Annotated in this window: 21 protein-coding genes, 1 tRNA gene and 1 pseudogene; 7 read left to right on the top strand and 16 right to left on the bottom strand. The window is 40.4% G+C overall.

The window, feature by feature from the left end:
- The first annotated feature begins 90 nt into the window (after window positions 1-90).
- Entirely contained in the window at window positions 91-1,998 is a 1,908-nt protein-coding gene (locus HH214_RS01645; protein ID WP_169605680.1) for an amidophosphoribosyltransferase, read from the top strand.
- 319 nt (window positions 1,999-2,317) lie between these two features.
- On the opposite strand, the gene HH214_RS01640 is transcribed toward HH214_RS01645, so the two are convergent.
- The 4 genes from HH214_RS01640 to HH214_RS01625 form a co-directional block, all read right to left on the bottom strand.
- Window positions 2,318-3,292 (bottom strand): polyprenyl synthetase family protein, encoded by a 975-nt coding sequence (locus HH214_RS01640; protein WP_169605679.1) that lies wholly within the window; start codon window positions 3,290-3,292, stop codon window positions 2,318-2,320.
- Between the two features lie 26 nt (window positions 3,293-3,318).
- The gene (rnr, locus tag HH214_RS01635; protein WP_169605678.1) at window positions 3,319-5,457 is read right to left on the bottom strand and encodes a ribonuclease R; all 2,139 of its coding nucleotides are present in this window, start codon (window positions 5,455-5,457) and stop codon (window positions 3,319-3,321) included.
- A 180-nt stretch (window positions 5,458-5,637) separates the two neighbouring features.
- Window positions 5,638-7,362, bottom strand: a complete 1,725-nt coding sequence (locus HH214_RS01630) for an ABC transporter ATP-binding protein (RefSeq protein WP_169605677.1) — start codon at window positions 7,360-7,362, stop codon at window positions 5,638-5,640.
- Between the two features lie 54 nt (window positions 7,363-7,416).
- On the bottom strand, window positions 7,417-8,121 hold the full coding sequence (locus HH214_RS01625) for a 3'-5' exonuclease (protein WP_169605676.1): 705 nt from the start codon (window positions 8,119-8,121) through the stop codon (window positions 7,417-7,419).
- A 170-nt stretch (window positions 8,122-8,291) separates the two neighbouring features.
- On the opposite strand from HH214_RS01625, the gene HH214_RS01620 reads away from it, so the two are divergent.
- On the top strand, window positions 8,292-9,017 hold the full coding sequence (locus tag HH214_RS01620) for a glycosyltransferase family 2 protein (protein ID WP_169605675.1): 726 nt from the start codon (window positions 8,292-8,294) through the stop codon (window positions 9,015-9,017).
- A 115-nt stretch (window positions 9,018-9,132) separates the two neighbouring features.
- On the opposite strand, the gene HH214_RS01615 is transcribed toward HH214_RS01620, so the two are convergent.
- The 7 genes from HH214_RS01615 to kdsA all read right to left on the bottom strand — a co-directional run bounded on the left by HH214_RS01615 (window position 9,133) and on the right by kdsA (window position 17,083).
- Window positions 9,133-9,537, bottom strand: coding sequence for a hypothetical protein (locus HH214_RS01615; protein ID WP_169605674.1), 405 nt, complete (start codon window positions 9,535-9,537; stop codon window positions 9,133-9,135).
- Window positions 9,538-9,571: 34 nt separating this feature from the next.
- Window positions 9,572-11,950, bottom strand: coding sequence for a type I DNA topoisomerase (topA, locus tag HH214_RS01610; RefSeq protein ID WP_169605673.1), 2,379 nt, complete (start codon window positions 11,948-11,950; stop codon window positions 9,572-9,574).
- A 132-nt stretch (window positions 11,951-12,082) separates the two neighbouring features.
- On the bottom strand, window positions 12,083-13,171 hold the full coding sequence (gene mnmA, locus HH214_RS01605) for a tRNA 2-thiouridine(34) synthase MnmA (protein WP_169605672.1): 1,089 nt from the start codon (window positions 13,169-13,171) through the stop codon (window positions 12,083-12,085).
- 180 nt (window positions 13,172-13,351) lie between these two features.
- Window positions 13,352-14,719 (bottom strand): NAD-dependent succinate-semialdehyde dehydrogenase, encoded by a 1,368-nt coding sequence (locus tag HH214_RS01600; RefSeq protein ID WP_169605671.1) that lies wholly within the window; start codon window positions 14,717-14,719, stop codon window positions 13,352-13,354.
- A 222-nt stretch (window positions 14,720-14,941) separates the two neighbouring features.
- Window positions 14,942-15,286 carry a DUF3140 domain-containing protein gene (locus tag HH214_RS01595; RefSeq protein ID WP_169605670.1) on the bottom strand — a complete coding sequence of 115 codons (345 nt, stop codon included), beginning with the start codon at window positions 15,284-15,286 and terminating at the stop codon, window positions 14,942-14,944.
- A 78-nt stretch (window positions 15,287-15,364) separates the two neighbouring features.
- The gene (locus tag HH214_RS01590; RefSeq protein WP_169605669.1) at window positions 15,365-16,300 is read right to left on the bottom strand and encodes a KpsF/GutQ family sugar-phosphate isomerase; all 936 of its coding nucleotides are present in this window, start codon (window positions 16,298-16,300) and stop codon (window positions 15,365-15,367) included.
- Window positions 16,301-16,303: 3 nt separating this feature from the next.
- Window positions 16,304-17,083: a 3-deoxy-8-phosphooctulonate synthase gene (kdsA, locus tag HH214_RS01585; protein WP_169605668.1), complete on the bottom strand. Its 780-nt coding sequence runs from the start codon at window positions 17,081-17,083 to the stop codon at window positions 16,304-16,306.
- Between the two features lie 257 nt (window positions 17,084-17,340).
- On the opposite strand from kdsA, the gene hscB reads away from it, so the two are divergent.
- Window positions 17,341-17,868, top strand: coding sequence for a Fe-S protein assembly co-chaperone HscB (gene hscB / locus HH214_RS01580; protein ID WP_169605667.1), 528 nt, complete (start codon window positions 17,341-17,343; stop codon window positions 17,866-17,868).
- A 17-nt stretch (window positions 17,869-17,885) separates the two neighbouring features.
- A tRNA-Leu gene (locus tag HH214_RS01575) sits at window positions 17,886-17,969 on the top strand.
- 55 nt (window positions 17,970-18,024) lie between these two features.
- Here HH214_RS01575 and HH214_RS01570 read toward each other — a convergent pair.
- The 5 genes and pseudogenes from HH214_RS01570 to HH214_RS01550 form a co-directional block, all read right to left on the bottom strand.
- A complete protein-coding gene (locus HH214_RS01570; protein ID WP_169605666.1) occupies window positions 18,025-18,213 on the bottom strand; it encodes a hypothetical protein in 189 nt (62 codons plus the stop codon).
- Window positions 18,214-18,427: 214 nt separating this feature from the next.
- Complete coding sequence (locus tag HH214_RS01565) at window positions 18,428-19,042, bottom strand: hypothetical protein (RefSeq protein ID WP_169605665.1); 615 nt, start codon at window positions 19,040-19,042, stop codon at window positions 18,428-18,430.
- A gap of 13 nt (window positions 19,043-19,055) precedes the next feature.
- Window positions 19,056-19,613 (bottom strand): annotated as a pseudogene (locus HH214_RS22200) (recombinase family protein).
- A gap of 165 nt (window positions 19,614-19,778) precedes the next feature.
- Window positions 19,779-20,255 (bottom strand): hypothetical protein, encoded by a 477-nt coding sequence (locus HH214_RS01555; RefSeq protein ID WP_169605664.1) that lies wholly within the window; start codon window positions 20,253-20,255, stop codon window positions 19,779-19,781.
- A gap of 23 nt (window positions 20,256-20,278) precedes the next feature.
- The gene (locus HH214_RS01550; RefSeq protein WP_169605663.1) at window positions 20,279-20,593 is read right to left on the bottom strand and encodes a hypothetical protein; all 315 of its coding nucleotides are present in this window, start codon (window positions 20,591-20,593) and stop codon (window positions 20,279-20,281) included.
- A 644-nt stretch (window positions 20,594-21,237) separates the two neighbouring features.
- Here HH214_RS01550 and HH214_RS01545 point away from each other — a divergent pair.
- The 3 genes from HH214_RS01545 to HH214_RS01535 all read left to right on the top strand — a co-directional run bounded on the left by HH214_RS01545 (window position 21,238) and on the right by HH214_RS01535 (window position 26,423).
- A complete protein-coding gene (locus tag HH214_RS01545) occupies window positions 21,238-21,924 on the top strand; it encodes a DUF421 domain-containing protein (protein ID WP_169605662.1) in 687 nt (228 codons plus the stop codon).
- Window positions 21,925-21,935: 11 nt separating this feature from the next.
- Window positions 21,936-22,847, top strand: coding sequence for a glutamate--tRNA ligase family protein (locus HH214_RS01540; protein WP_169605661.1), 912 nt, complete (start codon window positions 21,936-21,938; stop codon window positions 22,845-22,847).
- 528 nt (window positions 22,848-23,375) lie between these two features.
- A complete protein-coding gene (locus HH214_RS01535) occupies window positions 23,376-26,423 on the top strand; it encodes a SusC/RagA family TonB-linked outer membrane protein (protein WP_169605660.1) in 3,048 nt (1,015 codons plus the stop codon).
- Window positions 26,424-26,430: the final 7 nt, after the last annotated feature.

The following is a 26,430-nucleotide window of genomic DNA, read 5'->3' as shown; positions in this document are numbered from 1 at the left end:
ATTTATAATAGCGTTATTAATGCTATTAACATGACAATATGTAGCACTATAAGCCGATAAAAGTTCTACTTTTGCAGCTTATTTCCGATCATGAGTGAGCAGATTAAGCATGAATGCGGCGTAGCCTTTATACGCCTGTTAAAACCCCTCTCATATTATCAGCAAAAATATGGTACAGCTTTGTACGGTTTAAATAAGCTGTATTTGTTAATGGAAAAACAGCACAACCGTGGCCAGGATGGCGCCGGTGTGGCAACCATTAAGCTGGATGTTGAGCCAGGTAAACGCTATATTAGCCGGCACCGTTCTATGGCTTCTAACGCTGTGGCTGACATATTTGAATACATTCAAAAGAAATTTGCTGATGTAGAAAAGGAGCAGCCTGGAAAAATGCAGGATGCCGAATGGCTGAAAGATAATATTAGTTTTACCGGAGAGGTGTTAATGGGGCACTTGCGCTATGGTACTCATGGTAAAAACAGTATTGAAAGCTGTCATCCGTTTTTGCGCCAAAATAACTGGATGACTCGTAATCTGGTAATTGCCGGTAACTTCAACATGACTAATGTTGACGAGTTGCTACAGCAGTTGTATGAACTGGGGCAGCATCCAAAAGAAAAGGCAGATACTGTTACCGTATTGGAAAAAATAGGGCACTTTTTGGATACGGAAGTGCAAGGCTTATTTGATCAGTTTAAACGCGAAGGCAACGACGACAATATTGAGATTAGCAAGATGATTGCTGATAGCATGGATGTTGCTAAAATACTCCGTAAATCAGCCAAAAACTGGGATGGTGGTTATACTATTGCCGGCATATTAGGGCATGGTGATGCCTTTGTAATGCGTGACCCTGCGGGTATTCGCCCTGCGTTTTACTATTGTGATGACGAAGTTGTGGTAGTTACGTCAGAGCGCCCTGCTATACAAACAGCTTTTAATATTCCGTTTGAGAAAATTCAGGAAATTAAGCCTGGACACGCATTGATTGTGAAGAAGAGCGGCTTGGTGACAGAAGAAATGTTCAGAGAGCCGATAGAAAAAAAATCTTGTTCATTTGAACGGATCTATTTTTCGAGAGGAAGCGATGCTGCTATTTACCGTGAGCGTAAGCACTTAGGCCGTTTACTCTGCTCACAGGTGTTGCAAGAAGTTAATCACGATATACAAAATACAGTATTCTCTTATATACCTAATACTGCCGAAATTGCTTTTTACGGTATGGTAGAAGGGGTAAACAAGTATATTAAACAATACCAACGCGAGCGTTTACTGAACCGTGATGATAAGATTTCGGATGAGGAGATAAGCGAGGTTTTAAGTCTGGCTGCACGGGTGGAGAAGCTAGCAATTAAAGATGTAAAGCTGCGTACTTTTATTACCCAGGATGCTGACCGGGGCGAAATGGTAGCCCATGTTTACGACAGCACTTATGGATTGATAAAAAACGGTAGCGATACGCTCGTGCTTTTAGATGATTCTATAGTTCGGGGCACAACTTTAAAGCAGAGTATTCTGAAAATTATGGACCGTTTAGGGCCTAAAAAGATCGTTATCGTATCCTCTGCACCACAAATCAGATACCCTGATTGCTATGGTATTGACATGTCGCGTATGGGAGAGTTTGTAGCTTTTGAGGCTGCCGTAAGCTTATTAAGAGAAAGCGGCCAAGAGGATATATTGGCTGAAACCTACCAGAAGTGTAAAGCTAGCAGTAACTTGCCTAAAGAACAGGTTGAAAATCATGTGAAAGCGATATATGCGCCATTCACCGATCAGCAAATATCTGACCGTATAGCAAAAATTATTACACCGGCTAATACCTCAGCAGAAGTGCAAGTGATTTATCAAACACTAGATAACCTGCATCAAGCCTGCCCAAATCATTTAGGTGATTGGTATTTTTCAGGTAATTATCCTACTCCGGGTGGTAATAAGGTGGTTAACCGTGCCTTCATTAACTGGATGGAAGGTAAAAACCAGCGAGCTTATATGTAAGCTGGTGCTTGGTAGGTGGTAAATAAACAAAGGCGCGTCTGTATGGATGCGCCTTTGTTGTTTTTGTTAAACACTTAGATTACTATTTTTCTGTACTGTTACAGGTGTTACATGTTACAGGGTGTAACACCCTGAAACACTGACAAACCATTGGCAGTGGTGGCACTGTTTTGTCAGTATTACATTTATGTTTATTGACGTTGTTGGTGTTCTCAAAACAATGATAAAAGCTAATTAACATCAGAGTGGATTAAGGCAACAAAGCTTTAAATACGTATTAATAGTTGTTGTATAGACTTAATCGTTCCTAGTAGGAATATTATTTCTCCCTCACCATCAAACTATCAGCAAAATCACGCAAAAACTGTTTGCGGTCACTTGGCAGATTTACTTTGTCCAGAGCACTAAAAGCCTGCGTAGTAAAGTTGTACATTTCCTGTTCGGCATGTTGCCTTACGTCTAATTGGTTGTATATGGTAGTAACCGCTTTTACTTTTTCAATACTATCAAACTGTGTTGCTTCTAACCATTGATGTAAATTAGTTTTAATTTGTGCATCAGCCAGTTCCAGAGCTTTCAATAACAGATAGGTTTTTTTGTTGGATATAATATCGCCGCCTACCTGCTTGCCAAACTTATCAGGATCACCGTACACATCTAAAATATCATCTTGTAATTGAAAAGCAATACCTAATTGTTCGCCAAAAGTGCACAGCAAATCGGCGTCAACCATAGTGGCGCCACCAATCAAAGCTCCAATTTTAAGGGCGCAGCCCAGCAACACAGCCGTTTTTAGGCGAATCATGTTCAGGTAATCGGCAATTTCTACATTAACTTGCCGTTCAAAATTCATGTCAAACTGCTGACCTTCACATACACCCACTGCGGTGTTACTAAAAATTTCAAGTACCTCCCGTAAAATAGAAGCATCTACCTGCATCATTAGCTTGTAGGCTTCAACCAGCATTACATCGCCCGATAGAATAGCAACATTGGGGTTCCACTTTTCATGTACAGTAACTTTGCCCCGACGCAACGGAGCGTTATCCATAATGTCATCATGCACCAAGGTGAAATTGTGAAAAACCTCAATAGCCAGAGCCGGATGCAAAGCATTATTTACATCACCGCCAAATAAATCGCAGGCCATAAGTAATAAGGCCGGGCGCATACGTTTACCACCTACCGACAAGATGTAGGTAATCGGTTCATATAGTTCGGCAGGCTGTACCGGATACTGAAGATCGGTAACAGCTTGCTCAATTAGTAACTGCAAATGTTTTAATGTATTCATAAAGACGAGTCGGTGCGGCTATGCCATTAATCCAGCACCAACGAAAAATCAATCTGTTTTTTAGTAAGATCTACGTTTTTTACTTTAATCCGGACTTCATCACCCAACTGATAAACTTTCTTTTTCCGCTGACCAATGATGGCGTAGTTTTTCTCGTCTAAGGTATAAAAGTCATCCGATATATCACGCAGCCTGATCATGCCTTCGCAATTATTTTCGGTAATCTGTACATACATACCCCATTCTGTTACCCCTGATATTACACCGGTATAAATACTACCGATATGATCTTTCAAGTACTCAGCTTGTTTATATTTTACTGAAGCACGTTCAGCGTCGGCCGCTTTTTTCTCTTTTTCTGAACTATGCTTGCATAGTACCTCGTAATGTTCAGCATTAGCTGATTGGCCGTCATTTAGATAATGGAACAATAAGCGATGAGCCATAACATCCGGATAACGACGGATAGGAGAGGTAAAATGCGTATAATGGTCGAAAGCTAAACCATAGTGGCTGGTGCTTTTGGTGGTATAAATAGCTTTAGCCATAGAACGGATAGCTAGCTGGGTTAGCACGTTCTGCTCTTTTTTTCCCTCTACATCGTGCATCAAATGGTTTAACGACCGGGCAATATCACGGTCAGACTTGGTGCTGATTTTATAACCGAAGCGGGCCGCAAACTGCGCGAAGTTGCCTAAAGTTTCAGGATTAGGTGCATCGTGCGTACGATATACGAAAGTGTACTTCCTCTTACCTTTGCCTTTTTTGCTTACAAATTCAGCTACTTTGCGATTCGCCAGCAGCATGAATTCTTCAATCAGTTTATGGGCATCTTTACGTTCCTTCACGTAAACGCCAGTAGGCTTGCCTTGCTCATCCAACTTAAATTTAACTTCAGTAGTTTCAAAGCTGATGGCTCCGTTTTTAAACTTTTGCTCACGCAGTTTATAGGCTAAATCATTCAGTTGGTGTATTTCCTGTACGTATTCACCCTGGCTGGTTTCAATTACTTGCTGCACTTCCTCATAGCTAAAGCGGCGATTGGAGTGGATGATGGTTTTTCCGTACCATTCTGTTAGTACTTTTCCGGCAGCATCCATTTCAAATACGGCAGCAAAACACAGCTTATCTTCATTAGGCCGCAAAGAGCATAATCCATTCGATAAACGTTCAGGCAGCATCGGAATTACGCGATCTACCAGGTAAACCGAAGTGCCACGCTCAAAGGCTTCTTTATCTAAAGCTGAATCGGGGATGATATAGTGTGATACGTCGGCAATGTGTACGCCAATCTCGTAATTGCCATTATCCAGATATTTAAAAGATATGGCATCATCGAAGTCTTTAGCATCAATAGGGTCGATGGTAAAAGTTAACGTGTCTCTAAAATCTCGACGTTGCGCAATTTCTTCGGGCGTGATCGCTTCTGGTATAGCTTCCGATTCCTTTTCTACTTCATCAGGAAAGGAAAGCGGAAAGCCATATTCTGCCAGAATAGCGTTCATTTCGGTATCATTCTCGCCTTGTGTACCTAATATATTTTTAATACGGCCAATCGGGTTTTTAGCTTCGGCAGGCCAGTCGGTAATTTCAGCAATGGCCTTTACTCCGTTTTTAGCACCGCTTAAATCACTTAACGGAATGAAGATATCATGCAGCATTTTACGATCATCCGGTATCAAGAAGGCAAATCTTTCCGACAGCTTTACAATGCCGGTAAACTCCATTTTATTGCGCCGGATGATTTCAATTACTTCACCTTCCTTATGTTTACCTTTACTTTTGGCATATACATATACTTTAACGCGGTCGCCATTTAGGGCATTACGTAACTTACGTGGGGCAATAAAAATATCATTTTCAAATTCATCGTCGGTCACAATAAAGGCCGATCCATCATTGGTCATATCAACTGTGCCTTCCACAAAGGTTTTAAGTTCCAGTACCTGAAATTTGCCGGGCGATATTTCTTTCAAAATACCTCTTTTAGCTTCTTCTTTTAAAATTTCGAGTATAGTGTCACGGGCTTCGGGCTCGCGAACATTCAGCATCGCCGAAACCTGTTTATAGTTTAATGATTCTTTACCATTACGTTCAAATACATCCAGCACCAGCTGGGTAAGTACTTGTTTGATAGAATGGTTGGTTGTTTTTTTCTTAGACATTCTGTATGAGTATGTGGCTCATATACTGTGCCGCTTGGCAAAGTTGTACAAGCCCTTATGTATTGCATAACAATCGTTAACAAAAATTATTTTAAATATGCTGCGATTTATATAGCTCTATAAATATAACGAAATGCAAGCAAAATGTTGACACATGATTGTCAGGATAACAGCTGGAGCTTAGTATATAATGCGTGGTATAGCGTTGATGAGCTTTTGAGTGTAAGCTGACTTAGGTTGTTGATACAGCTCTTCGGGTGTAGCAATCTCTTCAATTTGCCCTTTGTTGAGCACCATCACCCGGTCAGATATATGCCTGATTACCGACAAATCATGTGAAATAAAGATGTAAGTTAATCCTAAATCTTGTTGTAACTCCTGAAGCAAATTCAAGATTTGTGCCTGAACTGATACGTCTAAGGCTGAAACAGATTCATCGCAGATGATAAATTTAGGCTGTAAGGCTAATGCCCGGGCAATAACAATACGTTGCCTTTGGCCACCTGAAAACTCATGAGGATAACGGTTCAAGTGTTCTGGTAACAGGTTTACCCGTTCTAAAAGCTCGGCTGCTTTTTCCCGCCGTTGTACATCATTATGGTAAAGCTGGTGCACCTGCATAGGTTCAGTTAATGATTGCCCAACGGTAAGGCGTGGGTTGAGAGAAGAGTAGGGGTCCTGAAAAATGATTTGCAGATGTCGCCGTACGCCGCGCAGTTCAGTTTGATTGAGTTTCCGCAGGTCTTGGCCGTCGAATAATATTTGTCCGGCAGTGGGTTCAATCAGCCGTAAAATACTTCTACCTAAAGTAGTTTTACCACTACCAGATTCTCCTACCAAGCCTAAAGTTTCGCCGGCATATACTTTAAAGCTTACATCATTAACTGCTTTAACTACTTGCTTGGATGATCCAAACCAGCCACCTTGTATTGGAAACCAAGTAGATAAATTATTAACTTCAAGTATTGGAAAATCCTTATTAATCAGCCCGTTATCTTTATGACCCTTAAGTTGAGCTTCAGATGATTGTTTTTCAAACTCGTTAGGGTTTAAACCGGTACTTACAATTTTACCATCAGCAGTAACATGCATAAAATCGCTAATAACGGGTAACTTTCCTGAACCAGGGTTAGCTGATGGTCGGCAAGCCAGCAAAGCTTGCGTATAAGGATGCTGCGGATTGGTAAACAAGCTTTTGGCTGATGCTTGTTCCACTGCCTGACCTTTATACATGACCAGTACTTCATCAGCTATCTGGCTAACTACGCCTAAGTCATGCGAAATAAAAAGCAGGCTCATCTTACGTTCTTGCTTCAGCTTAAGTAATAAGTCAATGATAGTTTTTTGAACGGTAACATCTAAAGCCGTAGTAGGCTCATCGGCAATCAGTAATTCAGGATTGCAGGAAAGAGCCATGGCAATCATAACGCGCTGTCGCTGTCCGCCTGATAGCTGATGTGGATAGCTATTGAAGATGGCCTCAGGTCGTGGTAGCTGCACTTCAGCAAATAAGTTTAGAGTTTCCTGATAGGCTTGCTTTTTATCTATCTTGCGGTGCAGCTTGATAGCTTCGCTGACTTGTTTACCACAAGTGATAACCGGGTTGAGGGAAGTCATGGGCTCCTGAAATATCATGGCAATTCGATTGCCTCTGATAGCTTGCATTTCTTTTTCAGGAAGTGAGGTAAGTTCTATATCCTGAAACTGAATACGCCCTTGTATTAAGGTTCGCTGCTCATCCAGCAAGCGCATAATGGCTAATGCCGTTACAGATTTTCCGGAGCCTGATTCTCCTACAATAACTAAGGTTTGACCTTTCTGTATTTTTACAGAAATATTTTTTACCGCTTCAAATAAACCTGAGTGGGTTTTAAATTGAATTATTAAATTTTCAATTTGAAGCATTTGTTTATATATAAGGTGGTTATAATCAGGTGTTTACGGAGATTATCTATATTTCTATCTTTCAGCTATAGTAACCTGATCTTCTCCAATTAGTTCTTCACCCTTAAATCGTTTAAGCAACTGAGCTGTTGTAACCACATCTTTTTGACAGTAGGTGCAAATACGATCCAATTCGTTATTCAACCAGTATACTTCGGCTACCATGCTTCCATCTATATCATCTTTGGGCGTAGGTATGCCGAAAATAGCAGCCAGTAAATTAAGGGAAGTGAAATTTTTAAAATCCCCGAACTTCCACATTTCCATGGTATCCATGTGGCAAATTTCCCAAGGCTTTTTGCAGGATATGTCTAATTGTGGTGGAAGTTTAATGCCATTAATTAACATGCGGCGACAGATGTAAGGAAAGTCGAACTCTTTAGCATTATGTCCGCATAAGATCAACTTTTCAGAGCAGCCACGAAGCATATCTGCAAACTTATGCAGTAAGGAAGCTTCATCATGAGAAGCGAAAGATTTAATCCGAAAGCCATTATCTTTGGTAAATACACCAGCCGACAGGCAAATGATTTTTCCAAATTCTGCTAGTATCCCAGCGCACTTGTAGAATTCTTCAGGTGTTTCATCTTTACGCTGATGTCGTGTTTTTATATCCCATAGTTTTTGCATATGCTCCGGTACCTGATCGTAATTGCTATACTGTGGTACCGTTTCAATGTCAATAACCATTACATTGTTCCAATCTAAATTCTCCAGCATCCTTCAACTTTGTAAAAACAGCTACAAAGTAAAACATTTTACTGAATGTTAAAGGTATGGGTATGGTTTTATGTTATAATTACACAAAGGCCGTACAACATAGAAGGTTGTTTCGTACCAAAGCAGGATTAATTATAATTTTGCTATTACAAAGTTGCACCACAAAAAATATGTTCATTACTAAACTTTCGATTGTTATTCCGGCATACAACGAAGGCAAAACCATTCATTTGATATTAGATAAGATTAAGACGGTTGAACTGATTAATCAGCTTGCGAAAGAAATCATTATTGTTAATGATTGTTCGAAAGATGATACAGAAGAAGCTGTACTACGTTACCGGCAAGCTAATCCGGAGATGAATATACAATACTTTAAACACGAGGTAAACAAAGGTAAAGGTGCTGCTTTACATACTGGCATTGGTAAAGCCACGGGCGAGTATTTGATTATTCAGGATGCCGACCTGGAGTATGATCCTGCTGAGTACAATGATTTGCTTAAACCGGTAGTTAACGGTTTTGCAGATGTGGTATATGGTTCGCGCTTTATGGGCAGTAATCCACACCGTATCTTATTTTTCTGGCATACCATTGGTAACCGGTGGCTTACTTTCTTATCCAACATGTTCTCCAATATGAATTTGACAGATATGGAGACTTGTTATAAGTTATTTAATACCAAGATGCTACAGGGTATTACCTTAAGGGAAAGCAGATTTGGATTTGAGCCTGAAGTAACTATCAAACTATCACGAATACCCAGACTGCGCATCTATGAAGTTGGTATATCTTACTATGGTCGAACGTATGAAGAAGGCAAGAAGATTGGCTGGAAAGACGGGTTCAGGGCTATTTACTGTATTTTAAAATATGGCTTGTTCAAGGCCAAGTAGTAAGCTTAGTGAATAGATAATGGAGAATTTGTTTAGTTGAAGGAATGACTAACGAGCAATTTGAATTTCTCTATTGTATTACTCTCATTATCTATTCAGCATAACAGCTTACTTTCTATTTGATCATCACCCCTGGTTTATTCAATAACGGGAGTTTGATGAAGTTAGACTCAATGATGCTCTCCGGCAGAAAAATAAACTTCTTATCATAAATATCCCGGCCAATGTAGTAGCTGAGCCAATATTCATTTGTGAGGCCAAATGTTTGTTCATCTATAGGTTCAATCAAAGCAAAGCTATTTTCCTGCAATAACGGAATCATATGGCGCAGGGTGGATGTTTTTACTTGCTCTCCATCTTTGCTACCGTAACCTTTTGAGGTGATTAGAACGTTCTCAATAGGATGGTTCTTCAGGTTGATGACATATACATACCATAGCTTACTTTCAGGACTTTCGTTTTCCAGGGCTACAGCAATGGCAATATCTTCAACAATGTTTTCAGGCAAATCTTTTTTCATGTTATAAAAAAAGCGCCTTTTCAGGCGCATGATATTATTTTTTCTTGGTTGTTTTTTTAGCTGCTGGCTTAGTTGCTTTGGCTGCCGGCTTAGTTGATGTTTTACCGGGCGATTTTTTACCATCCTTCGGCATGGCATCGGCTAGGGCTTTACACTCATCGTAGCTTAATACCTGCGGGTCTTTAATCTCTTTAGGTATTTTAACGTTCAGTTTGCCAAATTCAATATAAGGACCCCATCGTCCATTTAAAATTTTAACGTCCGGATCTTCAGCAAAAGTTTTTATGACCTTCTCGGCGTCCTTTTTGCGCTTATCTTCAATAATAACTATGGCTTGCTGTTCGGTTACATTCATCGGATCTATATCCTTACCCAACGAGTAAAAGCTATTGTTATGGCGAATGTAGGGGCCAAATTTACCAATAGCCACGGTCATGTCCTTATCTTCAAATACACCTACCTTTTTAGGTAGTTTAAATAATTCTAAGGCATCTTCGAGCGTGATGGTTTCCAGCATCTGTCCGGCACGTAAACTGGCGTACGCAGGTTTTTCTTCATCATCATTTTCGCCAATTTGTACGAAAGGCCCATAACGTCCAATACGAACCGATACCTTCTTGCCATTATCAGGATGAGCACCTAACTCGCGTTCGCCCCGGGCTTTATCCGCAGTTTGAATGGTACTTTCTACATTTTGATGAAATGGCTGGTAGAAGTTCCGAATCATTTCGGTCCATTCTTTCATACCTTGGGCTATTTCATCAAACTCCTTTTCAACACCAGCCGTAAAGTGATAATCAACAATGCCTTCAAAGTGCTGTATAAGAAAATCATTCACGACGGCGCCAATATCAGTCGGGAACAGTTTGCTACGTTCAGCACCGGTATTTTCAGTTTTCTGCTCTTGCCGTATTGCTTTATCTTTTAGGGTTAAAACATGATAGTTGCGCTGCTTGCCTTCGCGATCTTCTTTAACCACATAGCCACGGTTTTGAACCGTAGAGATAGTAGGGGCGTAGGTTGATGGTCGTCCAATACCCAGTTCTTCCAGCTTTTTAACCAAACTAGCTTCCGTGTAACGTGCAGGCGGACGTGAGTAACGCTCAGTTGCTGTCATCTCCTGTAAGGTAAGCTGCTGGCCTACTTGTAACGGGGGCAATATTGCGTTATCACCATCTTGGGCGTTGTCATCCTCATCATCGTTTGATTCCAGATAAACTTTTAGAAAGCCGTCAAACTTCATGACCTCACCGATAGCTACTAGATCTTCTTTGCGAGTAGAAACATCGATTTTGGCCGTAGTTTTCTCAAATTGCGCTTCACTCATCTGCGATGCAATAGCCCGTTTCCAGATCAAATCATATAAACGTTTTTCGGCATTGTCACCATCAATGGTATGCTGGTTGAAGTAAGTAGGGCGGATGGCTTCGTGCGCTTCCTGAGCGTTGGCTGATTTGGTTTTATATTTACGATGCTGATAATATTGTGAACCGTAGGCTGAGCTAATTTCTTGTGCAGCAGCATTTAAAGCTACGTCAGATAAATTAACACTATCGGTACGCATGTAGGTAATAAAACCGGATTCATACAACTTTTGGGCAACCGACATAGTTCTCGAAACGGAAAAGCCCAGCTTGCGACTAGCTTCCTGCTGCAAAGTTGATGTGGTGAAAGGTGCTGCCGGAGACCTTTTGGTGGGCCGAGTTTCTAACGACTTAATGCTGAATAGGGCTTCGGTGCAGTCTTTCAAAAACTGCTCAGCTTGTTCTTGCTGAGCAAAGCGTTCTGGTAGTTCAGCACGGAATGCTTCACGACCTTTGCCGAAAAGCGCAACAATACGGAAAGAGGCTTCTGCCTTAAATTTATTGATCTCCCGCTCACGTTCTACAATCAACCGAACAGCCACCGATTGTACCCGACCAGCCGAAAGAGATGGTTTAACTTTTTTCCACAATACTGGTGATAGTTCAAAACCTACTAAACGGTCTAACACACGTCTGGCTTGCTGAGCATTTACCAGATTGTAATTGATAGTGCGTGGATTGTCAATAGCCCGCAAAATAGCTGGCTTGGTGATTTCGTGAAAAACGATACGCTTGGTTTTGCTCTCTTTCAAGTCCAACGTATCATACAGGTGCCAGGATATAGCCTCACCCTCACGGTCCTCGTCCGATGCCAGCCATACCATTTCAGCCTCTTTAGCTAGTTTCTTTAACTCACTGACAACTTGCTTTTTATCTGCAGGTACCTCATATTTTTGTGCAAAGTTATTGCCTATATCAATAGCATCTTCCGATTTGATTAAATCACGGATGTGCCCGTAACTTGACTTAACCGTAAAGTCTTTGCCTAAGTACCCTTCAATAGTTTTGGCTTTCGCCGGAGACTCCACAATGAGTAAATTTTTAGCCATTAATGCTTTAGTTTTTTGCAAATAAAGTATAAAGAATGCTAAACACAAATTTGTGTTTAGCATTCTTTATATCTTTTCAACACGAATGTATAAGAATTGTTCAGGAGGCTGAAGGTAGAAATCTTCTCAGTATTACATTAAAAAGCCACCACCTAATAGATCATTACCCTCATAAAATACAGCAGATTGGCCGGGAGCTATGCCCGATACCTGATGGTGAAAATCAACCTTCATATGCTCGCCCATTTGTACGATGGTACTTTCTGCACCGGCATCTTTATAACGTATTTTGGTTACGGCTTGTATAGGCTCCGTAATGCTTTCGTACTTAACCAGATTTAAGTTACGCACCCAAGCTTGTTTACGTTGTAGTTCTTCACTCGTGCCTAGCACTACGGTATTGTCGGTCGGGTTGATTTGCGTAACAAACATAGGCTGACCTAATGCAATGCCCAAGCCTTTACGCTGACCGATAGTATAAAATGGATAACCTTGGTGCCGACCTACAACTGTTCCATCAGACAAAACAAAGTTACCGCCCGATACACGTTCATCTAAGTCAGTTACTTTATGGCGTAAAAAGGAGCGATAGTCATTATCAGGAACAAAACAGATCTCATAGCTTTCGCTTTTGCCAGCTATTTCAGCCTGACCCATGTCAAGTGCCATTTGTCTGATTTCGGCTTTAGTAAAACTACCTAATGGAAAATGGGTACGGGCCAAGTTTTGCTGAGATACTCCCCAAAGTACATATGATTGATCTTTGTTTTCGTCACGTCCTTTAGATACCACGTAACGACCATTATCCTGCAGGCGGATGTTGGCATAATGCCCGGTAGCTATAAATTCACAATCCAATTTATCTGCACGCTTCAATAAAGCATCCCATTTGATATGCGTATTGCACAATACACATGGGTTAGGGGTACGGCCAGCCAGATATTCATCCACAAAATTGTCAATTACATAATTGCCAAATTCATTACGGATATCTAAAATATAATGAGGAAAGCCATAGCCAACAGCTAAAGCACGCGCATCGTTAATGCTATCTAAACTGCAGCAACCGGTTTCTTTTGAGCTAGTGCCTGATGAAGCATAGTCCCAGGTTTTCATGGTTAAGCCAATTACTTCATAGCCCTGTTCATGTAACATGATAGCTGCTACCGAACTGTCAACTCCACCACTCATGGCTACTAATATTCTACCGTGCTTGCTCATACTTTTGCAAAGATAAACTTTCTGCATTTAAGCTTGAAAAAGCACAGTCAGCCTAAGGTAAAACATTATTATAGAAGGATTTCTTTAATTAACTATAAGTTAATTAAAATTTATAATCAGAGTTTTATACTTTTAATATAAAGCTTTGATGTAGATGTGAATTAGCGAACCATAAATGGACTATCGGATATATACTGTTTTGATATTTACAAATTCATGAATCCCAAACAAGCCTAATTCACGGCCAAAACCTGATTCTTTGATGCCTCCAAATGGTAAACGTGGATCTGATTTTACCAGTGAGTTTACAAAGCATGAACCTGCTTCTAATCCTGTTTCAGCTATACGCTGACCTCGTTCTAAATCTTGCGTGAACACAGCAGAGCCTAAACCAAACACGCTGTTGTTGGCTACTGCTAAAGCTTCAGCTTCATCAGCCACTTCAATAATGGAAGCCACCGGGCCAAACAACTCTTCATCAAAAGCTGGCATACCCTTTTTTACCTGAGTTAGAATAGTGGGTGGGTAGAAAGCGTTGGTGCCTTCGGGTACTTCACCTCCCAATAAACACTGAGCACCTTTCTCGATGGAAGCTTGCACCTGCTGGTGTAAATCATCACGCAAATCAATACGGGCTTGTGGCCCAACTTCTGTCTGTTCACTTAATGGATCGCCCATAACTTTAACCTTCATTTTAGCCAGCATTAATTGGGTGAACTTCTCAGCTACTTCTTTCACCACAATAAAGCGTTTGGCTGCAATACAGCTCTGGCCACTGTTAATTAACCGGCTGTCAGTACAAGTGGTAGCTGCCAGCTCCAAGTCGGCATCTTCCAGAATAAGGTAGGGGTCGCTACCACCTAATTCCAATACAGTTTTTTTGATTAGTGATCCGGCTTTTTGCGCAACCTTCATACCCGCCTGCGTGCTGCCGGTTATAGTAACCGCTTTAATGTAGGGGTTTTCAATAATGGCATCCACCTTATCGCTACCTACCAATAAGGTTTGAAACACGTGTTCCGGAAAGCCTGCTTGCTGTACAATCTCTTCAATAGCCAATGCACAACCAGGTACATTAGAGGCATGCTTCAGCACGCCACAATTTCCCGCAGCTAAAGCAGGAGCTAAAAAGCGGAATACTTGCCAGAAAGGAAAGTTCCAGGGCATAATAGCCAGCACTACGCCTATGGGTTGAAAGCTAACATAACTCTTTTGCGCTTCTGTTTCGATAATTTGGTTTTGCAGATGGCTGGCAGCATGTTCTGCATAGTATTCGCATACCGATGCACACTTTTCAATCTCGCTTATACCTTGTGCAACAGGTTTGCCCATCTCTACAGCCATTAGCTTTGCCAATTCCTGTTTGCGGTTATTCAGCACTCGGGCCATTTGGTTAAGTAGGGTAGAGCGTTCCTCCGCTGTAGTTAACTTCCACTTCAGCCAGGCATTGTGAGTTTGTTCAATTTTACCGGTTACCTGATCGTCGTTGTGCGCCTCATAGGTTTTTATAGTTTCACCGTTAGCCGGATTGATAGATGCAATGCTCATAAATATATTTGTTAAAATAGAAATACAAACAGGCATCTAAATGGATTGAGAAGGCTTGTAAAATGGAGGTAATGTTTTATTGGGCGGAAGGTAGTAAAGCACTCTTAATCGACTTTGTGATGAGCAAGAGTGCTATAGAAATACAGGTATCTAAGTGCTTTAAATACCAGGATCAACTACTGAGTTACTTAGGTGGTTGATCCTGGTATTTGAAAAAGGTCTTTATTTTTTGGCGTAATCATGGCCCCAGTTCTTCAATGAATAGCTCCAATGGGTATGGGCCAAATCGCCATCGGGCTGTTGTGCAGAATGCCGTTTGATGTAGCCCACTACTTTTTGCATGTGCTTGTAATCATCATCGGTGAGTTCGTCTTTCTTTTTGTGAAGAATCTCGATAATCTTTTTGCCGGATTTATGCCCGATAGATTCACCATCACCGCTATCCCAGCCTACTTCTTTTGATTCATCAGTTTGCAGCCACTTTTCTAAAGCCGAGGCCGGCATGTTAACTAGGTGTTTAAAGTCAGTATATACTTCTTTTTGTTCCTGATCATCTAATTTGTTCATCGTAATATGTATTAGTTGCTTGAGATGACTAACACATACATGATACTATTGTTGATCTTGTTATAGTACTTGCTATAGCTATCGGGTGTAGATTTGGTAGATACCTTTGATGCATTGATCATTTGATGAACTCACCAAAATGGTGGTTATCTTCTTGTTCATCATCAACTCTTCTGCTTCATGTATAAACTGGTCTTCATGAATAATGACCGGATGATGCGTAATCATATCAGTAACCTGCAATGTTTGCGTATCGGGATTACGCAATAATGCTCGCCGCAAATCACCATCCGTAATAATGCCTTGTACATCATCAGGCTGGCCTACAATCACCATACCCAATCTGCCTTCCGACATACGCAATAGTAATTCAGTAAATGAAATATCCCGACTGACAAAAGGAAGCTCTTCTGTCCGCATCAAGTCTTTAACCTTTATCAACAATTTACGGCCTAAGCTGCCTCCAGGATGAAACCTGGCAAAATCGGAAGGTTGAAACTGTCGAGCCTCCATTAAAGCTACGGCAAGTGCATCGCCCATCACCAAAGTGGCTGTAGTGGATGAAGTAGGCGCCAGTTGCAATGGACAGGCTTCGTGAGTAATGTGCACATTCAAATGATGATGCGTGTTTTTTGCTATGGTAGATGCCGGATTACCTGTGATGCTGATAGTCGTGTTCTGATTCCATTTCAAGAATGGAATGAGCTTGATTACTTCGTCAGTTTCGCCCGAATAAGAAATGAGGATCAAAATATCATTTTTGCCGATCATGCCTAAATCACCATGAAAAGCCTCTGTGGGGTGCATGAAAAAGCTGGAAGTACCTGTACTGGCTAAGGTAGCTGCTATCTTTTTACCAATTAGCCCCGATTTGCCGGCACCGGTAATAACCAGTTTGCCTTTGGTTTGTAATATGGCATTTACGGCTGCTGTAAACTGTTCATCAATTAGTTGACATACTTCCTGAAGAGCAGCAATTTCGGTAGTAAATACACGCTGTGCAATAGCTGTCATATACTAACTAACCAATGGGGCAATTACTTTATCCAAATCCTGTAGTTTAACCATGTTCGGGCCATCACTTAGGGCATGATCTGGGTCTGGATGAATTTCCATAAAGTAGCCATCAGCACCAAAGGCTTTAGCCGCTAAAGCCATCATAGGTACAAAAGTACGATCACCTCCGGTTTTTCCGCCTGCACCACCTGGCCGCTGTACCGAATGCGTGCAATCCATACATACCGGATAGCCAAAGCTTTTCATATCATGAATATTGCGGAAGTCGACAGCTAAATTGTTATAGCCATACATATTGCCCCGCTCGGTTAAAATAACTTGCTGGTTTTCGGCTTCTACCACTTTCTGTGCCGGGTAAAACATATCCTGCCCGGATAGAAACTGTGCTTTCTTCACATTTACAATCTTGCCGGTTTGCGCCGCAGCTACCAACAAATCGGTTTGACGACATAGAAAAGCCGGTATCTGTAAAATATCAACCACCTGGCCGGCTACAGCTGCCTGATGGCTTTCATGAATATCAGTAACTAGTGGCAGGTTAAATCGATCTTTTACTTTCTGCAACATTTCTAAACCTTTTTCCAAACCTGGCCCGCGGTAGGAGTGAATGGAAGTACGATTGGCCTTATCAAACGAGGATTTGAAAACTACCGGCACCTGGTACTGCTCGCCAACTCGGGCAACCTGCTCGGCAACCTGGTACAGTAATTCTTGGTTTTCCATTACGCAAGGCCCTAAAATGAAAAAAGGCTTGCGCTGTATTTGTTCAAACAACGTCATGATCGGAATATATTATAAGGGCAAAGATGAAGTTTTTTAACAAATTAAAAATTCATGTTACCCGAACTTTCTGCTTAACGCCGGTACAGGCAGGAATAGTATAAAATAAGCTTAGGTAATGAACAGTGCCTGCCTAACACTTTAAATTCAGCTTTACAGGTAATCCTAATTATAGCACACATAGTATTACCTTTGCTGTTATTGGTTTATATAAACATATCATTGACAGCAAGTAATCTGCTATCGAATACTATATCATGATTAACTATTTTGAATTCTACAATATACCTGAATCCTTTAACCCGGATACGGCAGCTTTGAAAAAGCAGTTTTATGCTTTGAGTAAACAGTACCATCCTGATTTTTTTGCTAACGAAGATGAAAGCAAGCAGCAGGAAATACTGGAAATATCAACCATCAACAATAAAGCTTTTCAGACGCTTTCTGACCCTGCTAAACGACTGGAGTATATTTTAAAGCAGCATGATTTAGTGAATGAAGGTGCCAAACCCCAGCTACCTAGCGACTTTTTAATGGAGATGATGGACCTGAATGAACGCTTGATGGAGGCTGATGATGCTGAACAACTGGCTCAAATACGTACTGAAGTGCTGGAGGTAGAAGATAATTTAAACCAACAGCTACATGAATTAACTGCTGATTATGAACAGCTTAATGATACAGCAAAAGAGAACCGCTTGAATGCTGTTGCAGATATTTACTACAGAAAAAAATATTTGTTGCGAATTCAAGAGAGTTTGAATACATTTGCATCCCGCTTCTGAAGAAGAAGTAAGGACAGGCCCAGATGGCGGAATCGGTAGACGCGCTGGTCTCAAACACCTGTGGCCGCAAGGCCGTGCCGGTTCGACCCCGGCTCTGGGTACTTATACAGAGGGTATTTCTTCTCGCAAGAGTTTAGAAATGCCCTTTTTAATGCTCTAAAGGCGTTTTTTGATTGCTATTCCCAGTTGACTGAAAGTATTTTGCTCCGAATCTGCTCCGAAGTTAAAAAAATTAGTAAAGTGTACAGCTGCAGTTTCATCCAATAAATCTTTTAAAAACTTTGTTGGATCAATAGGCAACATGTCAATTTGCCAAGCATTCTGATTTACCTGAAACAATTGCATAATTCATCAGCCAGTAAGTTTTGATTGTATTCATCCTAACCACTTTCGAGAATCAGCAGGGTGAGTGTGCCGGGTTGTAATTGCCTAAGCAGTTCTAACCTTTCTGAGTAATTGCGATTGCCATGCAACCAGGTAGCAATTAGGGGATTTACCATGCTACCAAAATGCAACCGGTCAGAGTTGCATTAAAGGACTACTAATACTTTCATATAAATTAGGAAATTATTTTTGTTGTACTTTCATTAGCTTGCTTGAACTCTGCATCATGTTCGCCAATATTTCCAGTAGCTACTAAAATTTTCCATTCTGGATTTAATTCAAGTATAACAGTTCTTAATGCTTCTTGGAATTCACCAAGGCAATAATAACCTTTGAGCTTAATGTTAGAATCGTATGAGTATCTGAACTCTTGAAATGTGTGACTCATCAACTCTAAAATATAATCCAGTTCTATATTTATATCTGGTATTGACTTTCTAATAAAATTCAAATCATTACTGTTTTTACACATAGTGTCATAAACGAGCCGTAAACGCTCTTTACGTACATCAGTTAACAATATAAACAAATCTTTAAGATTATGAATTTTATTAGCTTGTTTGTTATTTTCAATCTGATACAAACATTTTAGATATAATTCAATAGAAAATGCCTCTAATACAATGCAAGGTTGTACCAATAAAAATTGTAAATCATAACTGGCTATAGTGGCTTGCATCCTTTTATATAGTAAAGATGCTGCATCTCGATAAACTTCTGCTGCTTTCCAAATGCTGTATGCACCTTCAAATTTGGGTGGTTCAATACCAACAATCATTGCTCCGTACATTTTAATTTATACTTTAAAGGTTTATATAGCGATATATAGTTGCTCGACTTATTTTCATAATTAAGGCAATTTCTTCCACAGGCATATTGTTTTTCGTATAAAGCTTATATGCCTGTTTTGCCGCTTTTTGTGCAGCTTCAGATAAGCATGGCTTACGGCCTGGAGCTTTACCCCTTGACCGAGCAGCAGTTAAACCAGCCTTGGTTCGTTCAAAAATAATTTCACGCTCGAACTCCGCAAGGGCAGCAAAAAGATTAACAGTAAGACGTCCGGTAGGTGTGGATGTATCGATATGGTTGTGTAGAGATACAAAATCTACTTCTCTACTTTTTAGGTGTTCAACGATTTGTATTAAATCTTTCATAGACCGTCCAATGCGGTCAAGCTTCCATACAATCACCTGATCGCCCTTCCGCGAATGATCTAGCATTTTTTATAGTTCAGGTCTTAAAGCATTTTTACCAGACAGCTTTTCTTTATAGATGATCTCACAACCGGCTAGTTGCAATGCATTCAGTTGCATATCGAGGTTTTGATCGGTGGTACTCACCCTAGCATATCCAATCTTCATATAAGTCTCAATTATCCATCTAAATTACTAATTGATAAGAAATAATTGTGAGACGAATTTATGAGAAATGTCAAAGCATTACCTAATCATCCTGAGACAGGATTCTAAAAAAATAAATGGCGATATTATGTCTCAAAAAACGTTCGTTTAATGAGAACAAATCAGCTAGTCGTTATTCTTAATTATATTAACCCAAAAATCTTTTACAGAAATAATTATTGCCGCCGCATCAAATTCTTTTTCTCCAATAGTAATTGTTCCTCCAAATCTCATTGGAAAAGTATAAGGAAAGTATTGATTTGCCATTTTGATTACGGGAATATCCTTCTTTGGTTTGCTGTGCTTTGCTTGATTACAAACTAGCCTTATCAATCTTAGTTGCTCATCTATATCCGTTTCTAATTTAGAATCGTCGATCTTGTGGCCATTTAGACCTTTCATAATCAATATCTTGTCTCTTGCAATCTGTTTCAATTGCTCACTAGCAAGATCACTTCCTGAAATCCATTCAGGAAGTGCATTTGCTGTTAAAAACCAATCCAAAAGACCATAAGTGTTATAATCATTGACAAACCTTTGTGTGTCGTGTTCAAGTTTTGCAAGTAAATCTTTATAAGTGATTAGGTTAGGGAACAAATTCATAGAGCTATATTGACGCTAATTTCTTAAATAAAGGAATCTATACATTCTGCTAATCCATCTCTGCAATTACATAGATAATGTATCTGGGAGTTATACACTAAGATAAAGTATTCATCTTTGAATTTATGAATGGTAAAATTGTGCGGACCAATGTTGAATAGCCTAATGTTGTACGTGCCGGGATGTCTGAAATTTTCCAGCCGATGATGCTTTCTGACAAATGCAAAATCGTGTTCGCTGAAGTTTTCACGAAGCAAAGTTTTGGCTTCCTTATTGAGAAAGTTGTCATCAATTTTAATGTAGCCAGCCTCTCCAGGAATAAGTTTTGATAAGGTCATGAGGTTATTATTTTGTTTATCAAATTTAATAATTCTTACGTATATTAAAAAATTTCAACATGACGCAATGAGGGAGCAGGTCAGTGTTAATTAAGCCAACTTAGTCTTTAAAAGCCAAGCAATTTCCAGATCACCTATGTTGTCAAACTTAAAGCCGCTCTGTAACATGAAATCTCCTAGTTTGTCAACTTTAATACCCGAGTGCATCCCTGATAGGTTTTCAATGATCTGTTGAGTGGTTAAAAATAGTTCTGTATCCTATATGGATTTTGCCGGTAGATAGTTGTCCTCTATCGCCGTCAACAATAACAGGTAAAATTCCGGTTCTTCGCTTTCCTCTGACATAGCCATGATGTAAAAAGTAGGCAAGGGATTGTTCAAGTATCGTTATTCACGCACCGGTTGGTAGTATTCAATATATATGCTGCCAGTTCCTTGCCATGTTTTAGGCATTCTTTTTTGCAGGAACAAAGTGCTATGCTAAATTGTGGCAATAAGAAGTGTTAGTTTTTTCATACAATAAGGATTGACTCAATTAAGCTACAAAAAAATAAAAAAACACAAAGGGTCAGAGCTCCATTTGTACTCTCAGATGCAAACTATAACAAAAAGCAAAAAATCGGGTTAAGTAGCTATATATCAATATGCGCTTAGACTGGAATAATATTTTTATTAAGGATTTAGAGTGGAGTGTGGCGGGCGAAATTACTTTTCGAACGCTGGTTATGTTTATCCTGATTTTACTGTTTCTGCGGCTTTCGGGTAAAAAAGGGGTCAGGCAACTTTCATTGTTTGAAGTGGCCGTTATTATTGGGCTGGGTTCTGCTGCCGGCGACCCCATGTTTAACCAAGAAAACGCCATTTTACCTGCTGTGGTGGTATTTATCAGTATCCTGCTTTTTTACCGCCTGCTCACTTGGGCAGCCAGCAAAAGCGAAACATTCGAAAAAATACTGGAAGGTGAACCGTTATATATCATTGAAGATGGTTTATTTGTATTAGACACCAATCATACAGAACCTATGTTTGCTAAAGATGAGTTTTTGGCAGAAATGCGGCAGCAAAGTATTGAGCATTTAGGTCAGGTTAAAACAGCTATTTTAGAAACTGCAGGTAATGTAAGTTTCTTTTACTACCCCGACGAAGAAGTAAAGCCCGGCTTACCCGTACTGCCGAAAGCTTATAACAAAAAGAGTAAAGAGGTGCCTGCTCCTGGTAGATACGCTTGCACCTATTGCGGTCATGTGGAAGATATTAGTGCAGGTTGCTGCTGTCAGCGTTGTAAAAAAGAAGAGTGGGTAGAGGCTATACAAACTTTACGGTTAAGCTAATACCAGGGTAGATGAGTACAACACCTGATAGCCTAAACGTAGTTTTTAACAAAACAAGAATAGCGCCTACGCCGAGCGGATTTTTGCATTTAGGTAATGTACTTTCTTTTTCACTGACGGCTGCCCTGGCGCGTAAAACTAACGCTTCTATTTTGCTGCGTATTGATGATCTGGATCGTGAAAGGGCGAACCCACTGTATGTTCAGGATATATTTGATACATTGAATTTTTTGGAAATTCCGTGGGATGAGGGGCCTCGTAATTTTCAGGAGTTTAAAAGCGATTGGTCGCAGGTACATCGGCTGCCTCACTACCAGCAAGCTCTACAACAATTAAAAGAAAATAGAGCCGTATTTGCCTGTACTTGTTCGCGCTCACAGCTTCGGCAACCTGGGGGGAGCGAGGGCATTTATCCTGGCACCTGCCGAGATCACACTGTTTTTAATGATACAGTAAATGCAAACTGGCGTTTGCTTACTGATGTTGTAACTCCGCTTTTTGTTAGAACATTGCCGTGTAGTGAATTAATACAAGCTACACTTCCTGATTCCATGCAAGATTTTGTAATAAAGAAAAAGGATGGATACCCAGCCTATCAATTAGCATCAATGATAGATGATTTGCATTTCGGAGTTGACTTGATTGTGCGTGGAGAGGATTTATGGCCATCTACTTTAGCCCAACTATATCTGGCCCAGCAATTAGGAAACAATAACTTTGCTAGCTGTACTTTTTTGCACCACCGTTTACTCAATGAACCTACCGGGCAAAAACTTTCTAAATCGGCCGGTGCTACTTCCATTCGTTACCTCCGTCAGCAAGGTTACAAGGTAGCAGATGTTTTTTCATCTATTGCCCAAATGTTGGGTTTACATGAAATTAGTGCTACTTGGCAAGATTTGGCTGAATTGATGAACATTTAATAATATTGTTCAAAAGTTCTTAGTACAAAACTATCATAACATATCTGAGAGAACTATCAACCATTCTTGTAAACCAGCTTACCTACATCTAACAAGTACCTGATTTTCATACAACAGCTTTAATGCACACCCACACTTGGTTTTTAGTAGCTCTCCTTTGAGTAATAAGGATGTAATGTAAATTCTATATAATTTATAGAATTAGTTAATTTCTGTGCAATACTTGTATCTACCAAAAAGCTATACAATATAAATTTCTTTTTGCACTCAGGCAATTTACCAGTAGTTCAAAATGGTAATAAAGTATAATAAATTGCAAAAATGCTATATCTATAAAGCGCTGACGAACTTACTTTTGGTCTTACATTAACTGTAGGTTTATAGCTGCTGATTGCCCCTTAAATCTGCAGCAACCTTAAACCATAGTACTGCAGGTTTATTTTAGCCTGCGTACCTATGCATTTGGGTATAGCCTAGGTTTAACCAATTAAGATACGTATAACTTAAAACTAATCTAACTCTTACATTATGAGGAAATTTTATCTCTTATGCTTACTACTGCTATGTATGGTTACGGCACAGGCTCAAAACCGTGCGCTGAACGGGCGTGTGGTTGATGCCAGCAACAGTCAGCCATTAATAGGCGTAAGCGTTAGCGTTAAAGGTACGCAAGCAGGTACAGCAACCGACATTAATGGTAAATTTACCTTGAATGTACCTTCGGGTCAAGCGGTAACGCTAGTAGCCAAATACATTGGTTATGCCGACCAGGAAGTAGCTTATACACCTACCGACCAGGATATTACCATTAAACTACCAGCCCGCGCTAACGACTTGGATGAGGTAGTGGTAGTAGGCTACGGTACTATTAAACGTCGTGACTTAACCGGTTCAGTTGCTTCTGTTAAGGCAAGCGATATTGTGAAAACTCCAACGCACAACGCATTAGAAGCTATTGAAGGTCGTGCATCGGGTGTGGATATTACGCGCAGTTCTGGTAATGCAGGTTCTGGCGTTAATATTCAAATTCGTGGTACCCGGTCTATTCCAAGTTACACACTGAACCCCAACAACCCTAATGCTGCTAATTACCCATTGTATGTGATTGATGGGGTACAAACACTAAATGCCAGTACTATCAATAATTTAAACCCTAATGATATTGAAAGCATTGATGTTTTGCAAGATGCAGCATCAACAGCTATCTATGGTTCACAGGGTGCTAACGGGGTGGTTATCGTAACTACTAAAAAGGGTATTTCTGGCAAGCCTAAAATATCTTACAACGGCTATTATGGGTTTAATGGTTTTACTCAGTTTCCTCAACCACGCCAAGGTGAGGATTACCTGAACCTCCGCCGGGAGGCTTATCGTGGAACCACAGGCTCTTATCAACCAGATAATGTAGTATTCAACAACCCTGGCGAACTGGCAGCTATACAAGCCGGGCAGTTTGTTAACTGGGTAGATTTGGCGACACGCAACGGACAGCAACAGAGCCATACCGTAAGTGTTCGTGGTGGTTCAGATGCCACAAAGGCTTTCTTCTCAGCGGGTTATTTTAATGAACAGGGGCAACTGCGGAACAATGACTACACCCGTTATACCCTGCGCTATAATATTGATCATAAACTAAGTAGCTGGTTTAAAGCAGGTATTACTGGACAGTTAGCTTACAGTAAAACTAATGATCGGCGCGATCCGCTATCTACTGCTTTAACAGCTACACCGTTGGGTGTACCTTACAATGCAGATGGGAGTATCAATTTGTATCCTATAGCTGGCAATACCATATTTACAAGTCCGCTTACCGATGAACGGCCTGGAGCTTCCATTAATGAACTGTTATCTACTGAAATTAATACAACAGCCTATACTGAACTAACACCTATCAAAGGACTTACTTATCGTATGAACTTTGGTAGCATTTTAAGCAATAGTCGCCGTGGGGAGTTTTACGATCAATATTCCCTTACCCAAAACAACGCCAAATATCCATTGGCAAGGGTAACCAACAGCAATTCACGTTATTACAACTGGGATAATATAATTACCTACAACCGTCAATTTGCTAAGCATAATGCAACTGTAACAGTTTTGTCCAGCTATGTACATAGTGATGGCGAGGATGTGCTTGCCCAAGGCATCAGCCAAACCCTTAATGCACAAAATTTTTATGGCTTAGCAGGTACGCAAACCACCAGCAGAACTATTGCTGATCCTTATAGCCGTTATGATCTGTTGGCGTATGCCGGCCGCTTCAATTACAGTTATGATGGCAGATACTTACTACAAGGTACTTTAAGATTTGACGGTGCATCCAGATTAGCGCCAGGGCATAAATGGGATTCCTTTCCATCTGTGTCAGCAGGCTGGGTAGCTAGTCAAGAATCTTTTTTGAAAAATGTATCAACTATTACCAACTTGAAGTTTCGCGCCAGCTATGGTGTAACTGGTAATTCAGGCTTGCCTGTTTACGGAACGCAAAGCTTATTAACGGCTATTCCAATGGGCTTTGGTGATACTCCGGCTAATGCTTATACCTTTAATGGAACTATTGTAGCCGAAGGCCTAGGTTGGGAAAAATCTCATGAGCTTGATTTAGGTATCGATTTTGGTGTGTTAAAAAATCGCATTACTGGTACAGTAGATTTTTATAACACTAAAACCACTGGTTTGCTGTATCCACGTTCATTGCCACAGTCAACAGGTCAGTCTTTAGTCTATCAAAACATTGCCTCTACATCAAACCAGGGTATAAATATTACCTTAACTAGTATAAACATTCAAAGCAAAAGCTTTACCTGGAGTACTACCGCAACTTTCTCACACAATCGTGAAAAGATTTTGAGCTTGGTTGATGGCCGCAACATTATAGATGCCAGTGTTCCGGAAGAACGTTCCTTGTTCATCGGTTCTCCAGTTCAATCTTTTTATACCTATAAAAAAGCTGGTATTTGGCAATTGAATGAAAACCCATCAGCAGTGATGCTGGGCAACACGCCTTTCAAATATGGCGACATTAAAGTGCAGGACCTAAACGGTGATAACATTATTGATGCGACTAATGATCGTACGGTAATAGGCCACGCGCAACCACAATGGTATGGTGGCTTGCAAAATACCTTCCGTTATAAAAACATTGACTTAAATATCTATGTTTTGGCGCGTTATGGCCAAACTATCAAAGCGGAGTTTGTAGGTCGTTACAATCCGTCAGGCACAACCAATGGGCCGGCTAACTTTAATTATTGGACACCAGAAAACCCAACTAATGATTTTCCGCAGCCCCGTACTGGCAGCAGCTTAGCTACCATATACCCAACAACCTATCCATCACTGTACTATATTGATGGTTCATTTATAAAAATTAAGAACTTATCATTAGGCTATACTTTCCCCAAAAGTATAACTGATAAGTTTAAGATTGGCACGTTGCGGGCTTATGCTACAGCATCCAACATATTCACTTTTACCCGCAACAAACTATTACGTGATTATGACCCTGAACGTGGCGGTGCTGAATCAGCACCTATCAGCCGTCAGTTGGTATTTGGTGTAAACCTGGACTTATAAAATATTA

Origin of the sequence: Mucilaginibacter robiniae (assembly GCF_012849215.1) — a bacterium.
Classification (GTDB): domain Bacteria; phylum Bacteroidota; class Bacteroidia; order Sphingobacteriales; family Sphingobacteriaceae; genus Mucilaginibacter; species Mucilaginibacter robiniae.
The sequence above is the reverse complement of the archived record's forward strand: the minus strand, read 5'-3'. Positions and strand labels throughout refer to the sequence as shown.

Coding starts and splice junctions, on each gene's coding strand:
- HH214_RS01550 (WP_169605663.1), bottom strand. CDS start 20,593: ATGACCTTATCAAAACTTATTCCTGGAGAGGCTGGCTACATTAAAATT.
- HH214_RS01590 (WP_169605669.1), bottom strand. CDS start 16,300: ATGACAGCTATTGCACAGCGTGTATTTACTACCGAAATTGCTGCTCTT.
- HH214_RS01540 (WP_169605661.1), top strand. CDS start 21,936: ATGAGTACAACACCTGATAGCCTAAACGTAGTTTTTAACAAAACAAGA.
- HH214_RS01625 (WP_169605676.1), bottom strand. CDS start 8,121: ATGCTGGAGAATTTAGATTGGAACAATGTAATGGTTATTGACATTGAA.
- hscB (WP_169605667.1), top strand. CDS start 17,341: ATGATTAACTATTTTGAATTCTACAATATACCTGAATCCTTTAACCCG.
- rnr (WP_169605678.1), bottom strand. CDS start 5,457: ATGTCTAAGAAAAAAACAACCAACCATTCTATCAAACAAGTACTTACC.
- kdsA (WP_169605668.1), bottom strand. CDS start 17,083: ATGACGTTGTTTGAACAAATACAGCGCAAGCCTTTTTTCATTTTAGGG.
- HH214_RS01630 (WP_169605677.1), bottom strand. CDS start 7,362: ATGCTTCAAATTGAAAATTTAATAATTCAATTTAAAACCCACTCAGGT.
- HH214_RS01645 (WP_169605680.1), top strand. CDS start 91: ATGAGTGAGCAGATTAAGCATGAATGCGGCGTAGCCTTTATACGCCTG.
- HH214_RS01535 (WP_169605660.1), top strand. CDS start 23,376: ATGAGGAAATTTTATCTCTTATGCTTACTACTGCTATGTATGGTTACG.
- mnmA (WP_169605672.1), bottom strand. CDS start 13,171: ATGAGCAAGCACGGTAGAATATTAGTAGCCATGAGTGGTGGAGTTGAC.
- HH214_RS01565 (WP_169605665.1), bottom strand. CDS start 19,042: ATGTACGGAGCAATGATTGTTGGTATTGAACCACCCAAATTTGAAGGT.
- HH214_RS01620 (WP_169605675.1), top strand. CDS start 8,292: ATGTTCATTACTAAACTTTCGATTGTTATTCCGGCATACAACGAAGGC.
- HH214_RS01570 (WP_169605666.1), bottom strand. CDS start 18,213: ATGCAATTGTTTCAGGTAAATCAGAATGCTTGGCAAATTGACATGTTG.
- HH214_RS01600 (WP_169605671.1), bottom strand. CDS start 14,719: ATGAGCATTGCATCTATCAATCCGGCTAACGGTGAAACTATAAAAACC.
- HH214_RS01640 (WP_169605679.1), bottom strand. CDS start 3,292: ATGAATACATTAAAACATTTGCAGTTACTAATTGAGCAAGCTGTTACC.
- HH214_RS01615 (WP_169605674.1), bottom strand. CDS start 9,537: ATGAAAAAAGATTTGCCTGAAAACATTGTTGAAGATATTGCCATTGCT.
- topA (WP_169605673.1), bottom strand. CDS start 11,950: ATGGCTAAAAATTTACTCATTGTGGAGTCTCCGGCGAAAGCCAAAACT.
- HH214_RS01545 (WP_169605662.1), top strand. CDS start 21,238: ATGCGCTTAGACTGGAATAATATTTTTATTAAGGATTTAGAGTGGAGT.
- HH214_RS01595 (WP_169605670.1), bottom strand. CDS start 15,286: ATGAACAAATTAGATGATCAGGAACAAAAAGAAGTATATACTGACTTT.
- HH214_RS01555 (WP_169605664.1), bottom strand. CDS start 20,255: ATGAATTTGTTCCCTAACCTAATCACTTATAAAGATTTACTTGCAAAA.